The organism is Phytopseudomonas seleniipraecipitans (genome assembly GCF_900102335.1).
In the GTDB taxonomy this organism is placed as follows: domain Bacteria; phylum Pseudomonadota; class Gammaproteobacteria; order Pseudomonadales; family Pseudomonadaceae; genus Aquipseudomonas; species Aquipseudomonas seleniipraecipitans.
In genome coordinates, this window is record NZ_FNBM01000009.1 from 156,170 (window position 1) to 171,430 (window position 15,261).

Here is a 15,261-nt window from a genome sequence, read left to right on the forward strand (position 1 = left end):
GTATCAGGGCTTCTTGACGCCCAGCTCGCTGCTCATGTCAGCCAGCAGCTTGTTCACTGACGGTACTGCGGTTTCCAGCTTGGTCTGGGTGATTTGCGCCGACTGCGCGGTCAGGGCCGGCATCTTCTGCAAGACCTTCTGGCCCAGTGGCGACTGGTAGAAGGCGATCAGATCCTTGAGTTCCTGTTCACTGAAATTGCTGGTGTACAGCTTGACCATATCGGGCTTGAGCTTGTCCCAGCCGACCGCCTTGTCCAGTTCGGCGTTGGCCTTGGCCTGATAGGTTTCCAGCACAGCCTGCTTACTCTCCGGCGCCTTGGCCTCGGCGAACCGCTGGGCGAACATCTGCTGAACCTGGGCGTACACCGGTACGGCGAGCTTGTCGGCGTGGGCGAGCTGCAGGAACCGCTCGGCGTCAGCGTTATGGCTGCGGGCATCAGCCAGCACCTGAGTGCTGCCGACAGCCATCAGAGCGGCAATGCAGAGTGCGGGGATACGGGACATCGGGTACTCCTGAACACAAGGGTGAGCTGGTTTGACAGACCGCCGGGCATTTTGTGCCCCAGCAGCCCGGCCCTCAAGTACTTTCCCGCAGGCAGCTGGCCGACACTCGGCAGCGAAAGACTGTTAATTATCGCTAATGCCTACTGGTGCACCCTTTGCGCTAGGCGCAAACTGCCGATACTTTTCAGCCCGACGCCTGCATGCTCGACGGCGTCCTACGCACACATGGACGTGCCAATGAATAGCCACTTCGGACCAGCGCCCCCCGTTCCCCTCTGTGATGCCGCTGGCCAGCTGAATCCCAACGCCGTTGGCTGGTCGTCGCAGCCGCGCGTCGCCTGTTCCCTGCCCGGCAATCTGGGCCGCCGCAAGCGCTGGAATCACTGGACCATCAACACCCCGGACTGGACGCTGTCGCTGATCCAGGCCGACATCGACTACGTCGGTTATGGCGCGGTGTATTTTCTCGACCTTAACAGCGGCCAACATGTCGCGCACAGCCAACTCAGCCTTTTCGCCCGCGGCTGCTGCCTGCCGGATACGCCACTCGGCAGCCATGCCTTCGAGCACCCTCGCGTGCAGCTGCACTTCAACGAGTTCCCCGGTCGGGTACGGCTGACTGCCACCTCGGCAGATATCGGTGGGCTGCCGCTGCACCTGGCGCTGGATATTCAGCGGCCTGACCATCAGGAGTCGGTGAATCTGGTCGTACCGTTCGGCAAAAAAGGTTTTCACGCCACCTGCCGCCAGGTCGGTTTGCCGGTCACCGGCAGCGTTCAACTCGGCGAACGTGAATACCAATGCGCCAATGGGCAGAGCTTCGCATCGATGGATTTCGGCCGCGGCGTGTGGCCACTCAACAGCCATTGGACGCGCGCCGTGTTTGCTGCCCCGGGCGGCATCGGTGGCAACTTCGGCAGTGGCTGGACGGATAACAGTGGGCATTCAGAAAATGCCCTGTGGTTTGGCGGGCTTCTTCTTCACTTGGAACAAGCCGTGCAGATGCGCCAAACCGGGCTGCAGCCGCTGGCACCCTGGCACTTGTCTACCGACGACGGCCAGGTCGACCTCACGTTTACACCGCGTCAGGTTCATGTTGCCAAGCCGCGCCTGGGGCTCGGCCTGCTCTATGCCGACACCTACGAGTGGTTTGGCCAGTACGATGGTTTGCTGCGTGACGCCTATGGCGAACGCGTGCCGGTCAAGGCGGCGAACGGCTGGATAGGCGCCTCGCAAACACGCTGGTAGTCAATTCGAAGTGGAACGTGTGGCCATTGTCACAGCCTAAATGCCTGAACAGCCACGGAGAGCCTACTCATGAGCCGCACCGAAACCGACAGTATCGGCCCAATCGACGTACCTGAAGACGCGTACTGGGGCGCGCAGACCCAGCGTTCGCGGGTGAATTTCGCCATCGGCGAGGAGCGCATGCCCATTGCCGTGGTGCACGCCCTGGCGCTGATCAAGAAAGCCGCCGCACGCATCAACGACCGCATCGGTGACCTGCCCCCGGATATCGCCCGGCTGATCGAGCAGGCTGCCGACGAAGTGATCGCTGGTCAGCACGACGAGCAGTTCCCGCTGGTGGTCTGGCAGACCGGTAGCGGTACGCAGAGCAACATGAACGTCAACGAAGTGATTGCCGGGCGGGCCAACGAGCTCGCGGGCAACCCGCGTGGCGGCAAGAGCCCGGTGCACCCCAATGACCATGTCAACCGTGCACAAAGCTCCAACGACTGCTTCCCGACGGCCATGCACATTGCCGCCGTCGGCGCTGTCAAACGCGACCTGCTGCCGGCGATTGGCGAGCTGTGCGAGGCCCTGGCCGATCAGGCGGCACGCCATAACCGTCTGGTAAAAACCGGTCGCACTCACATGATGGACGCCACGCCCATCACCTTCGGCCAGGAGCTGTCGGCATTTGTCGCCCAGCTCGAACTGGCGGAACAGGCAATAAACGCCACCCTCCCCGCCGTCTGCGAGCTGGCCCAGGGCGGCACGGCGGTGGGTACCGGGCTGAACTCGCCACCGGGGTTTGGCGAGGCTATCGCCGCCGAACTGGCAGCGCTGAGCGGCTTGCCACTGAAAAGCGCACCCAACAAGTTCGCTGCACTAGCTGGCCACGAGCCTTTGGCGGCACTGTCCGGAGCTCTGAAAACCCTGGCCATTGCACTGATGAAAATCGCCAACGACCTGCGCCTGCTGGGCTCCGGCCCGCGCGGCGGCTTCGCCGAAGTGCGCCTGCCGGCCAACGAGCCAGGCAGCTCGATCATGCCTGGCAAGGTTAATCCGACCCAGTGCGAAGCCCTCTCCATGCTGGCCTGCCAAGTGATGGGCAACGATGTGACCATCGGCTTCGCCGCCAGCCAGGGCCACCTGCAATTGAACGTCTACAAGCCGGTGATCATTCACAACGTCCTGCAGTCGATTCGCCTGCTGGCCGACGGCTGTCGCAACTTTCGCGAGCACTGTATCGTCGGCATGCAGCCTGACGAACAGCGCATGGCAGAGCACCTGGAGCGTGGCCTGATGCTGGTCACCGCGCTGAATCCGCATATCGGTTACGACAAGTCTGCGGAGATTGCCAAAAAGGCTTATCAGGAAGGCACCACTCTGCGTGAAGCAGCGTTGGCGCTGGGTCATTTGAGCGCAGAACAGTTCGACGCCTGGGTTCGCCCGGAAACCATGCTGGAGGCAGGGCAACATGACTGAAACCGCCAAGAGCGGTGCCACCCCACTGGAAGGTGATGGCAAGCGCATCCTGATGATCATCGGAACACCGAAAGGCGACAGCCTGTGTCATGCGCTTGCCGAAGCCTACGCCCTGGGAGCACGCACCGAAGGCCACGTGGTGCGGCAGATACGCCTTGGCGAAATCACCTTCGATCCGGTGCTGCACGAGGGTTACGACCAGACGCAGACGCTGGAAGCGGACCTGCTCGAAGCACAGCGGCAAATCCACTGGGCTGAACACCTGGTGTTCGTCTACCCGGTCTGGTGGGGCGGCTTGCCGGCGCTGCTCAAGGGCTTTCTGGACCGCGTGCTGCTGCCCGGCTTCGCGTTCAAGTACCGCAGCAATTCGCAGCTGTGGGACAAACTGCTAAGCGGCCGCACGGCGGATTTGCTGGTCACCCAAGATACCCCGAGCTGGTACTTCCGCTGGGTCTACGGCGCGCCAGCGCACCGCCAGATGAAACGCACCATTCTCGGCTTCTGTGGCATCAAGACTCGTCGCCTGGCGGAGTTTTCACCGGTTCGGCCGTCTTCGGAGACTCAACGGCAGAACTGGCTGCGTCGTGCGGAACTGCTCGGTAGCCGGGTCTAACCCGGCTGGCAGCAGCTTTAAAGCGCCGGTGAGGCGTTAATCAGGATCAGCGCCACGCTGATGGTGAAGAACGACAGCACCGTGGCCACCAGCAGGGTCGCGCTGCAGCGATCCTCTAGGCCGAAGCGCTGCCCGAGGATCGGAAAGATGCTCATCATCGGCGAACAGGCGAACAGCACGCCCACCGCTTTCATGACCGGATCGACGCCCGGTATCAGCAGGAATGCACAGAGCACCGCCAGCGGATGGATGATCAATTTGCCGCTGGCGATCCATGCCGCATCTACCCATACCCCACGCGCCTTCATACCGAATAGCCCGGCACCAATCACGAACAGCGCCAGCGGCGCCGATACCCCGGCGAGCATGTCGATGGGCTTGAGCAGCAGCGGTGGAATCTCGACGCCCAGTAGCGATACACAAAGGCCGAGCACGATGCCGATGATCACCGGGTTCTTCAACAGGCGCGCAAAGGTCATGCGCAACACCGTCAGCCAGCCGCCACCCTGCTGCTTACCGGCCTCCGCGAGCACCAGCGCAAGGGGAATCAGCAGCAGATTCTCGACCAACATGCCCATGGCCATGCCCAGTACCGCAGGCGAGCCGATGGCCGCTGCCACCAATGGGTAACCGATGAACCCGCTGTTGGAAACCGACATGCCCATGGCGTTGATCGCCGAGCCGGACAGGTCGTCACGTCGCAGCCAGCGGGACACGCAGAATGCCGTAACGAAGGTCACGAACGAGCCCAGGGTATAGGCAATCAGGTAGCCGGGAATCATCGTCTGCTGGATCGGCGACGTACCCAGGGTCTTGATCAGCAGCGCCGGCATGGCGAAGGTGATGACGAACGTACCGATGCCGCGCACTTGTTCGCGACTGAGCACAGCGCTCATGGCAGCGGCATAACCCAGCCCGATCAGCAGGAAGATCGGCGCGGTGATCTGAAAAATTTGCAGCACGGGATCAGAATTCCTTGTCGATGACACCACCGGCGCCGTGGCCGATGCCTTCAGACACATGCAATTCATGCACACGCAACTGGCTAAGGCGGCTGCGCGTACGGGCGAAGTCCTGATGGGGTGAACCGCGGCACAGGCGCTCGAGGCTCGATTCGCTGCTTAGCAAGACAGTCGCGCCGGCATCGTACGCGATATCGACCAGATTGATGAACCGCTGGCAAGCATCGGTCGGCTGCGAATCCAGAGTAGGCACCCCGCTCAGCGCCAGGCGCGGACAGCGCTGGAGCAACCACAGGAAGTCCGCCGTAGAGTACGCATTACCGCATAAGTCGGAGAACTCCAGCCAAGCGCGACCGGGCGCCATTGCCTTCACTCGCAATGGATGATGGTTGACCTCCAGCACCTGCTCGCTCGCGGCCTGCTCATCAAGGCCCAGCCAGGTTTGCAGGTAAGCCAGCCCGCCCGCCGAATGCGGCCACACGTAGTCGCCCCAACGCTGCTCGCTGCCAGGCAGCGCGCGGTAATCGATGCCGGCATCCAGGGCCACCACGGTAAACCGTTTTTCCAGGGTAGTGATGGCCGGCGTGAAGCGATCGCGGTACAGCGGATTGGGGCACAGCCCGGCCGGCGCGTAATTGGACGTCATCACCAGGCCGACGCCCTCCCCGACCAGCACGTCGAGCAGACGGCGCAAGAGCATCGCATCACCGATGTCATGCACGTGGAACTCGTCGAAGCACAACAGGCGGATGTCCTGGGCCAGCGCACGAATGGCCAGCACCAGCGGATCCGGATGACCGGCGAAAGCCTGCATGCGCTGCTGCAGTTCCTGCAGAAAGGCATGAAAATGCACGCGCCGCTTGGCCGCCAACGGCGCCGCGGCGAAGAATGCGTCCATGACGAAACTCTTGCCACGCCCTACGCCGCCCCATAGGTAAACCCCGGCAGCAGGCTTGCGCAGCCGGCCACGACGCCCCGTGCTCCATTCTTGCAGCCACCGCGCCAGAGTATCGATTGCCCGCTGCTGCTCGGCGTCGGCGCGATAGCCGCGCGCCTGCAACGCCGCGGTGAAACCGTGCTGCACCCACGCCTCGATCTGCTCGACGGGTACACCCAGCGACTGCTCAGAAATCAAAAAACACCGTTTACCATCCCCCTGAATGCGGATATCAAAACGGTAGGCTGGCTTACCGTCAACCTCACAGCGTTTGCCAGGGCTGCGGCGTGACAGGTGGTCAGCATCCACGCCACCGCCTGAGAGTGTTCGCGATTCGCTACAGCAGGCCTCTGTCAGTGAGCAAATTGCCACCGTTTTACCTCAACAAGCGCCAGGCCCAGTCGCCGTTTAGTGCGTAACTTCTAGCGGCGGCTGACTTATCAGCAAGTTCATTCGAGGCTCGCGGAGGTCAGCTCACTCGACCGAGCGAACGGGAATATCGAACAGGTACGAGCCGATATAAAACGATAACTCCCATACTTGTTCATCCGATCAAACTAAAGTGCCACTAAGGCGCGAACTAGTGGCGCCGCTTAGTTGTGCAAAGTTTTGTCCAAGCCTTGTCGAAGTTTCGCTTAGGGGCAGTAACTAACCGATTTACCCGAGCCTTATGACCGCCTGTCGCCCTGCGCAGGGGGAAATCCTGAAAAGCGCCTCCCAGAGCGCCTTTCAAACAGTTAAAAGCCCCGCACAAGACCGCCCATCACAGTCGAAAAACGACAACTAACCGGCTAAGCGCAGCGAAAAGTCACTGCCTTGCGTTAGTTCCGCGCTGCCGGCCGCCAACGTGAAAATAGTCGAAACTTCTTCTTTACCGCCTAGGTCATCAACTACGTGGGAATTAAACAACCAGAAAGCAGCTTCTCCTCCGGCCCCAGATACGGGATTCAAGTGGAAAGACATGCGGCATATTCCCGTTGGCGTGCAAGCAAACGAAACAATCACGGGTCAAGGACAGAATCGATCGGAGGATGGTATGGGAAACGCTGTCGCAGCATCACGGTTTGATCAATCAGTACTGGTAGAAACGCCGCTCAAACCGCAGTCGAAAATTACCAACCTGCACGCGGTGAAGAAAAAAATTCTTTTTGTCAGCCCAGAGCTGGCTGACCTCATCAAGGTGGGCGGCCTGGGCGATGTATCCGCCTCGCTGCCACGCGCCATGAACGCCGATCACGACGTTCGGGTGCTGATTCCCGGCTACCGCCAAGTGATGGAAAGTGGCCACGCTATCCGCGATGTGGGTAGCGTACCGGGTCACGCCGCGCTGCCGCCCGCACGTATCGGCTGCATGACGCTGCCCGATGGGCTGGTGGTTTATGTGCTCATTTGCCCCGAGCTGTATGACCGTGACGGCACCCCGTACGGCGACAGCCACGGCCGCGACTGGCAGGACAACCACATCCGCTTCGCCCGCCTGGGCTTGGCCGCTGCGGAAATTGCTGCCGGTACTGCTTGCCTCAGCTGGTGCCCGGAGGTGGTTCACGCCAACGACTGGCCGGCCGCACTGACCCCCGCTTACATGAGCTGGCGCGGGCAGACCACGCCCACCGTGTTCACCGTTCACAACCTTGCCTATCAGGGACTGTGCAGCCTGGAATGCAGCCCGGAGCTGGGCCTGCCCTCCTCGGCTTGCGGCCATCAGGGCATGGAATTTTATGGCCGCCTGTCGTTCCTCAAGGCCGGCCTGGTGTACTCCGACCACGTGACCACCGTGAGCGAAAACTACGCGCGCGAGATCACTACGGAGGAATTTGGCTGTGGCCTGGAAGGCATGCTGCAGTTCAAGGTCAAGCTTAACCAATTGAGCGGCATCCCCAATGGCATCGATGACAGCTGGGATTCGCTGAACGACCCGCATCTGGTGCAGGGCTTCGAAGCCCATGACTGGGAAGCCAAACGCGCGAACACCCGCCATGTAGAGCGCATGTTCGGCCTTGAGCAGAGCGACGGCCCGCTGTTCGCCGTGGTTTCGCGGCTGGTGCAGCAGAAAGGCATCGACCTGACCCTGGAAATCGCCGACGCCATCGTCGCCCAGGGCGGCCGCATCGCCATCATCGGTCGCGGTGAGGAAGACCTCGAGGAAGCGGTACGCGAACTCGCCCGTCGTCATCCGGGCCGCGTTGGCGCCAATGTGGGTTTCAACGAAGCCGACGCGCGGTGCATGTTCGCCGGCAGTGATTTCCTGCTGATGCCGTCGCGCTTCGAGCCATGCGGCCTCAGCCAGATGTACGCACAACGCTTCGGCTCGCTGCCCATTGCCCGTGCCACTGGCGGCCTGGCTGACACCATTGAAGATGGGGTCACCGGCTTCCTGTTTAACGAAACCAGCAGCGAGAGCTATCTGGAAGCAGTGCAGCGGGCGATGGCGGTGTACCGCAATCCTGAACTGCTCAACGCCATGCGCGCTCGCGCCATGGCCTCACCTTTGTATTGGAAGCAATCTGTGGAGCCCTATGCGGCGTTGTACCGCAAGTTGCTGGCTGCGAAAAAGTCGGGCGGGAAACTGGTGTGATGGTAGAGAACAAGCGACGACATGGCGCATGGCTGGACGACCAGGGGCAAACCCGCTTCAACCTCTGGGCACCAGATGCCAAACGCGTGGCAGTAGTGCTGCAAGATGATCAGCAACATGAAATGACCGCCGACAATGGTTGGTTCAGCACAACGCTCGAAGTTGCTGCAGGTACCGATTATCGCTACCTGATCAATGATGAGCTGCAGGTTCCGGACCCCGCTTCGCGCTGGCAAGCCAGTGACGTACATGGGCCAAGCCGAGTGGCCGATCCTGACCAGTATGCCTGGCGCACCGATGACTGGCAGGGTCGTCCCTGGCAGGAAACGGTGCTTTACGAGCTGCACGTTGGCACTCTGGGCGGCTATGCCGGTGTAGCTGAAAAGCTGCAAGACCTCGCTGACCTGGGCGTCACCGCCATCGAACTGATGCCGCTCGGTGAATTTCCCGGCGGCCGCAACTGGGGCTACGACGGCGTGCTGCCATTCGCCCCGGATTCCTCCTACGGCACGCCTGACGACCTACGCGCACTCATTGACCGCGCCCACGAGCTGGGCCTGATGGTGTTCATCGATGTGGTCTACAACCACTTCGGCCCTGATGGTAATTACCTCGGCCAGTACGCCAGCGCCTTTTTCCGCGAAGACGTGCACACCCCCTGGGGCGCTGCCATCGACTTCCGCCGCCGCGAAGTGCGTGACTTCTTTATCGACAACGCCCTGATGTGGGTGCAGGACTACCGCGTCGACGGCCTGCGTCTGGATGCAGTGCACGCCATCGGCGAGCGCGACTTCCTGATCGAACTGGCGGAGCGCCTGCATGGCTCGATTCCGTCTACCCGGCATCTGCACCTGGTGCTGGAGAACGAGCACAACGATGCCGAGCTGCTGCAGCGCGGCTTCATTGCCCAGTGGAATGACGACGGCCACAACGTGCTGCATCATCTGCTGACCGGCGAGCGAGAAGGCTACTACGCCGATTACGCCGAAGATGCTACGCAAAAGCTGGCGCGATGCCTGCGCGAAGGCTTCATCTATCAGGGCGAAAATACCCGCCGTGGCACCGCCCGCGGTAGCAGCAGCGGCCATCTGCCGCCGAGCTCCTTCGTGCTGTTTCTGCAGAACCATGACCAGATCGGCAACCGTGCCGTTGGTGAGCGCTTGCTGGCGCTTGCCGATGTCGACGCGCTGAAAAGCGCCACCGCCCTGCTGTTGCTCAGCCCAATGATTCCACTGCTGTTCATGGGCGAGGAATGGGGTTGCGAGCAGCCGTTCCAGTTTTTCACATCGCACAACGATGAACTGGGCGAAGCAGTCCGCAAAGGCCGCCAGAACGAGTTCAGCGAGTTCTCGAAATTCTCTGGCCAAGCCATTCCCACACCCAATGATGAGCAGACGTTCAAGGCCTCCGCTCCCGACTATGCCATGCGCACCTCGCCCGCTGCTCAGTCCTGGCTGGCCTTCTACGGTGAGCTGCTTGCGTTGCGCCACCAGCACATCGTGCCGCGTCTGCTCGGCAGTCAGGCCCTGGAAAGCCGCGTGCTTGGCGAGGCCGCCGTCGCTGCCAGCTGGCAGCTCGGCGACGGGCAAACCCTGCACATCGACCTGAACCTGAGTGATACCCACGTGCCAACCGACGCCCATGATCAAGGTCATACGCTGTTCGCCTACCGTGCAGGTGAGCAAGCCGACCGCCTGCCGCCACGCAGCATCCGGGTCGTTCTGGAGGGCGCAGCATGAGTGATGCACGCCTTGCCGAACTGAGCCAAGCCGCTGGTCTGAGCGTCGATTGGGTCGATGCCGATGGCCGTGAACAATCCGTCGCCCCCGAACATCAGCGTCAGCTGCTTGAAGCGCTGGGTTATCCGGCGCAGACCGACGAACAGATCGAAGCCAGCCTGGGTGAATTGCAGCATCGCCGCGACACCCTGGCGCTTGGCCCGCTGATCACCCTTGATCAGGATGAAACGCTCGACCTGACTCGCTACTTCCCGCCGGGCACTCCGTTTGTGATCGAGCTGGAACAGGGTGAGCGCCTCGAAGGCCGCCTCGACGACAGCGCGCGCCTGCCCGTGATCGGTACTACCGGCTACCACAGGCTTCGCATCGCCAATGGCGAAGTCACTCTGGCTGTGGCACCGCCTGCCTGCCCGAGCGTGACGCAGCTGGCTGGCCGTGAGAATGCAAAAATCTGGGGCCTCAGCGCCCAGCTGTACTCTCTGCGCCGCCCGCACGACGGTGGGCTGGGCGACACCCAGGCATTGGAGTCGCTGGTGAGCAGCGCTGCCAGGCATGGCGCCGACGCGGTGGCGATCAGCCCGATGCATGCGATGTTCAGCGCGAACCTGCACACCTACAGCCCCTACTCGCCATCCAGCCGCCTGTTCTTCAACGTGCTGCATGCGGCGCCGGCCAGCGTGCTGGGTGACGCAGCGGTGCAGCAAGCTGTCCGCACCTGCGGCCTTGGCGATGAACTGGCGCGTCTGGAAAGCCTCGATCTGATCGACTGGCCGGGTGTGGCCAGCAGCCGGATGCGCATCTTGCGTCAATTGCATGCCGACTTCAGCGTCAGCCTGCATCCCTTGCAGGCCGACTTCGAGACATTCCGTCGCGATGGCGGCGATGCATTGCGTCAGCACTGCCGCTTCGAAGCGCTGCGCGGTTTCATGGATCTCAATCAACTGCCCGTGGACTGGCGCGTGTGGCCCGAGCAGTATCGCGACCCGGCGAGTGACGCCGTGGAGGAGTTCTGCGAGGGGCATCAGCACGAAATCGAATTCCATGCGTTCGCACAGTGGCTGATCGCTCGCTGCCTGGACCGTGCTCAGGGCTGCGCGCGTGAGGCCGGTATGAGTGTCGGCCTGATTGCCGACCTGGCAGTCGGCGCCGATGCCTCAGGCAGCCAGGCCTGGGCGCGTCAGACGGAACTGCTGCAAGCGGTCAGCGTTGGCGCCCCGCCCGACATACTCAATCGCTCCGGGCAGAACTGGGGCGTATCTGCTTTCTCGCCGCAGGGGCTGCAGCAGAGTGGTTTCCGCGCCTATATCGAAATGCTGCGCGCCAACCTGGCGCACGCTGGCGGTATGCGTATCGACCACGTGATGAGCATGCGCCGCCTGTGGGTCATTCCAGAGGGCGCGGACTCTTCGGCAGGTGCCTACCTCAACTACCCGTCGCAGGACCTGCTGCGCCTGCTGTGTCTGGAGGCCGAGCGCCACCGTGCACTGATCATCGGCGAAGATCTCGGTACCGTGCCTGACGGCCTGCGCGAGGAACTTGCGCAACGCAACATCCTGGGCATGCGCGTTCTCCTGTTCGAACAGAACGATGGCCGTTTCCATCCAGCTGGGCATTGGCCCCAGGACGCCCTGGCGACTACGACCACACACGATTTGCCAAGCATTCGCGGCTGGCTTGCCTCCCGCGACATTCATTGGCGCCAGGCCGCGGGCCACCGCAGCGACGACTACACCAGACAGGATCATGAATTGCGCGCTCACGAAACCCAGGCACTGCATCAGGTCTTGCAAGAGCATGGCCATGCCACTGCCGATCAGATGGACGACAGCCAGCAGCTCGATGCGAGTATCGCGTTCATCGGCAGCACCCCGGCACCGCTGGTACTGCTGCCCCTCGAAGATGCCATGGCATCCAGCGAACAGCCCAACCTCCCGGGGCCTGGCGACGAACACCCGAACTGGCGCCGCCGTTGGCCAGAGCAGGCGCAAGACATGCTTGACGCCCCGGCGGTAAGCCATCGCCTGCAGCGCTTGCAGTGGGCACGCAACCTGGTCGAGGGCACTCGCCATGAGTGACTTGCGCGCCACGGTTCGCCTGCAGTTTCACAAGGATTTCACCCTGGATGATGCGGTGCCGCTGGTGGACTACTTTGCCGGCCTCGGCATCAGCCACATCTATGCGTCGCCACTGCTCACCGCACGGCCTGGCTCCATGCATGGTTATGACGTGGTCGACCCGACTCGCGTCAACCCTGAGCTCGGCGGCGAAGCGGCGCTCAAGCGCCTGGTCGCTGCGTTGCGCAGCAAAGGCATGGGCTTGATCCTCGATATCGTCTCCAACCACATGGCCGTGGGCGGCGACGCCAACCCCTGGTGGCTGGACGTGCTGGAATGGGGCGTCAGCAGCCCGCACGCCAAGTTCTTCGACATTCATTGGCAGTCCCACGACCCGCTGCTGCGCGGCCAGCTGCTGGTGCCGTTCCTGCGCAGCGATTACGGCGAAGTGCTGGCCGCCGGCGAAATTGAGCTGCATTTCGATGCCGAGCATGGCCTGCTCTACGCCAGTCATTACGATCACCGCTTCCCGCTCAATCCGCCGACTTACGGCGACGTGTTGCAGCGTAGCGAGCATCCCGGCCTGCAGGCACTCGGCAAGCGCTTTGCCGCCCTGCAGGACAACCGCGAAGGTCAGCAACAGGCCAAGGCGCTGTTCGGTGAATTGGCCGAGCTGGGCAGCCAGGCCGGCGAGGCTATCGAGCACGCGTTTGCCAGCCTGCGGCCGACTGAAGACAACGGCTTCCAGGCCCTGCACGAATTGCTCGAACGCCAGCATTATCGCCTGGCCAGCTGGCGCACGGCGGCGGATGACATCAACTGGCGGCGCTTCTTCGACATCAACGAGCTCGGCGGCCTCAAGGTCGAGCGCCACGAGGTGTTCGAAGCGACCCACGCGAAGATTTTCGAACTGATCGAAAATGGTCTGGTTGACGGCCTGCGCATCGACCATGTCGATGGCCTCGCCAACCCACGGGCCTATTGCCGCAAGCTGCGCCGCCGCGTTGAGCGTTTGCTCGCGCAGCGCCCTGCCGAATTACGCGGAGCGCGCTTCCCGATCTACGTCGAGAAAATCCTCGGCGAAGGTGAGCATCTGCCGCGCGACTGGGGCGTCGATGGCACCACCGGTTATGAATTCATGAACCAGGTGTCGCTGTTGCAGCACGCCCCTGAAGGCGAAGCCGCATTGGCGCAGCTATGGAGCGAGACCAGCGGCCGTGATGCCGACTTCATGGAAGAAGTGCGCCAGGCGCGCCATCTGGTACTGACTACCTCCCTGGCCGGCGACCTCGAAGCGCTCGCCCAAGGCTTGCTGCTGATCGCCCGGGATGACATCGCCACCCGCGACCTGACCCTCGGCGCCATTCGTCGCGCGGTGCTGGAGCTGATCGTGCACTTCCCGGTGTACCGCACCTATGTGTCTGCCGCGGGCCGCAGCGTCAGCGATCAGGCGGTGTTCGACCAGGCGCTGGAAGGCGCGCGTACTCGCCTGGCCGAAGGCGACTGGCCGCTGCTCGAGCACCTCAATAGCTGGCTGGGCGCTCAGGCACTGTCCGAGCTGCAGCCAAGCCCACAGCGCAAGCTCAGGGCGAAAATGATCGAACGTTTCCAGCAACTGACCTCGCCCGCCGCCGCCAAGGCTGTGGAAGACACCGCCTGCTACCGCAGCGCCGTGCTGCTGTCGCGTAATGATGTGGGCTTCGACCCGCAGCAGTTCAGCGCGCCTATCGATGCCTTCCATGACGGCAGTGTGGAACGGGCCCGGCACTTCCCGGCCAACCTGCTGACCACCGCGACCCACGACCACAAACGTGGCGAAGACACCCGTGCGCGCCTTGCCGTACTCAGCGAGCGTGCCGACTGGTTCGCCGCGCGCTGCCAACACTGGCGTGAGCTGGCTGCACCGCTGCGCGAAGAGCAGGATGACGGCATGGCGCCCTCGCCCGGCGACGAGCTGATGCTGCTGCAAATTCTGTTGGCCTGCTGGCCGCTGGATTTGCAGGCAGATGACGCCAACGGCTTGCAGGCATTTGCCGAGCGGCTGATCGCCTGGCAGGAAAAGGCCGTGCGCGAAGCCAAGCTGCGCAGCACCTGGAGCAACCCCAACGGTACTTATGAGAGCGCCTGCCGGGCCTATCTGGAACGCCTGCTGGGCAGCGATGAATGCCGCGAGTTGCGTGAGCAGATCCGCACCGCGGCCATGCAATTGGCTCCTGCCGGAGCGTTGAACAGCCTGGCCCAAAGCCTGTTGCGCATGAGCGTGCCGGGTGTGCCGGATCTGTATCAGGGCTGCGAGTTCTGGGACTTCTCGCTAGTCGACCCGGACAACCGCCGCCCCGTGGATTTCGCTGCCCGCCAGCAGGCGTTGCAGGCCAAGGAATCCATCAGCCAAGCGCTGGTCCACTGGCACGATGGTCACGTCAAGCAGGCGTTGATTGCCGCAACCCTGACCGCGCGCCAGCAGCAGGCAACGGTATTCGCCACGGGCGATTACCAGCCGCTGACCGTGCACGGTCAACACGCCGACAAGCTGCTCGCCTTCCTGCGCAGCGACGGCGACAGCCACGCGTTGGTCGTAGTGCCTTGCCGCGCTGCCGACCTGCTGGGCGACAGCCCACTGCCGCTGATCCCACATGACCAATGGGGCGACACCCGTATCGCTCTGCCGCCTGTGCTGGCGGGCAAAACGCTGCACAGCGTGTTCTGCCCTGCCGACCCGCTAACGAACGACGGCCACCTCGCCGTCAGCGATGTGCTGCGTGAGGTTCCCGTCAATCTGCTGATCGCCCCTAGCCAACCTCAGGAGTCACACCCATGAGCGCAAAAGAAGAACGCATCCGTGAATTCGCCTACCAGATCTGGGAATCCGAAGGGAAACCCAATGGCCACGCCAAGCGCCACTGGGAAATGGCCACAAAGCTGGTAGAAGCCGAACAAACGCCGTCGGGCAAGGCCGCAGCGGCCAGCAAGCGCGCAGCCAAGCCGAAGGCCGCGGATCCCGAGCCAGCCGCTGCAAGCAAGCCCCGCGCACGCAAGCCCGCAGCACCCGCCGAGGCGGAGAAACCAGCACTGCTCAAACCTGCCAAGGCGCCGGCCAAGGCCAAACCTGCCGCCGCCAAAGCCACCCCCAAGAAACCCAAGGCCTGACACCAGGAGCCACCCAGA

Annotated in this window: 11 protein-coding genes; 8 read left to right on the forward strand and 3 right to left on the reverse strand. The window is 62.8% G+C overall.

Annotated elements, in window-relative coordinates; genetic code table 11:
- Window positions 1-3: 3 nt before the first annotated feature.
- A complete protein-coding gene (locus BLS60_RS17910) occupies window positions 4-504 on the reverse strand; it encodes a DUF2059 domain-containing protein (RefSeq protein ID WP_070883521.1) in 501 nt (166 codons plus the stop codon).
- Window positions 505-741: 237 nt separating this feature from the next.
- Here BLS60_RS17910 and BLS60_RS17915 point away from each other — a divergent pair, with 237 nt between their 5' ends.
- The 3 genes from BLS60_RS17915 (at window position 742) to BLS60_RS17925 (ending at window position 3,829) form a co-directional block, all read left to right on the forward strand.
- Window positions 742-1,752, forward strand: a complete 1,011-nt coding sequence (locus BLS60_RS17915; protein WP_092370768.1) for a DUF2804 domain-containing protein — start codon at window positions 742-744, stop codon at window positions 1,750-1,752.
- Window positions 1,753-1,821: 69 nt separating this feature from the next.
- Window positions 1,822-3,216, forward strand: coding sequence for a class II fumarate hydratase (locus BLS60_RS17920; RefSeq protein ID WP_092370771.1), 1,395 nt, complete (start codon window positions 1,822-1,824; stop codon window positions 3,214-3,216).
- Window positions 3,209-3,829, forward strand: coding sequence for an NAD(P)H-dependent oxidoreductase (locus tag BLS60_RS17925; protein WP_092370774.1), 621 nt, complete (start codon window positions 3,209-3,211; stop codon window positions 3,827-3,829). The genes BLS60_RS17920 and BLS60_RS17925 overlap by 8 nt, the downstream gene beginning before the upstream one ends.
- A gap of 17 nt (window positions 3,830-3,846) precedes the next feature.
- Here BLS60_RS17925 and BLS60_RS17930 read toward each other — a convergent pair whose 3' ends face one another.
- Both BLS60_RS17930 and zapE read right to left on the reverse strand, forming a co-directional pair.
- Window positions 3,847-4,791, reverse strand: coding sequence for an AEC family transporter (locus BLS60_RS17930; RefSeq protein WP_092370777.1), 945 nt, complete (start codon window positions 4,789-4,791; stop codon window positions 3,847-3,849).
- Between the two features lie 4 nt (window positions 4,792-4,795).
- Window positions 4,796-5,926, reverse strand: coding sequence for a cell division protein ZapE (gene zapE / locus BLS60_RS17935; RefSeq protein ID WP_092370937.1), 1,131 nt, complete (start codon window positions 5,924-5,926; stop codon window positions 4,796-4,798).
- Window positions 5,927-6,764: 838 nt separating this feature from the next.
- Here zapE and glgA point away from each other — a divergent pair.
- From glgA to BLS60_RS17960, 5 genes are read left to right on the forward strand one after another with little or no spacing between them, the layout of a single operon-like run.
- Window positions 6,765-8,303, forward strand: coding sequence for a glycogen synthase GlgA (gene glgA / locus BLS60_RS17940; RefSeq protein ID WP_070883527.1), 1,539 nt, complete (start codon window positions 6,765-6,767; stop codon window positions 8,301-8,303).
- The gene (gene treZ, locus BLS60_RS17945) at window positions 8,303-10,042 is read left to right on the forward strand and encodes a malto-oligosyltrehalose trehalohydrolase (RefSeq protein ID WP_092370780.1); all 1,740 of its coding nucleotides are present in this window, start codon (window positions 8,303-8,305) and stop codon (window positions 10,040-10,042) included. Before glgA ends, treZ begins: the two co-directional genes overlap by 1 nt.
- The gene (gene malQ / locus BLS60_RS17950; protein ID WP_092370783.1) at window positions 10,039-12,117 is read left to right on the forward strand and encodes a 4-alpha-glucanotransferase; all 2,079 of its coding nucleotides are present in this window, start codon (window positions 10,039-10,041) and stop codon (window positions 12,115-12,117) included. The genes treZ and malQ overlap by 4 nt, the downstream gene beginning before the upstream one ends.
- Window positions 12,110-14,914: a malto-oligosyltrehalose synthase gene (locus BLS60_RS17955; RefSeq protein ID WP_092370786.1), complete on the forward strand. Its 2,805-nt coding sequence runs from the start codon at window positions 12,110-12,112 to the stop codon at window positions 14,912-14,914. The genes malQ and BLS60_RS17955 overlap by 8 nt, the downstream gene beginning before the upstream one ends.
- The gene (locus BLS60_RS17960; protein ID WP_070883531.1) at window positions 14,911-15,243 is read left to right on the forward strand and encodes a DUF2934 domain-containing protein; all 333 of its coding nucleotides are present in this window, start codon (window positions 14,911-14,913) and stop codon (window positions 15,241-15,243) included. The genes BLS60_RS17955 and BLS60_RS17960 overlap by 4 nt, the downstream gene beginning before the upstream one ends.
- Window positions 15,244-15,261: the final 18 nt, after the last annotated feature.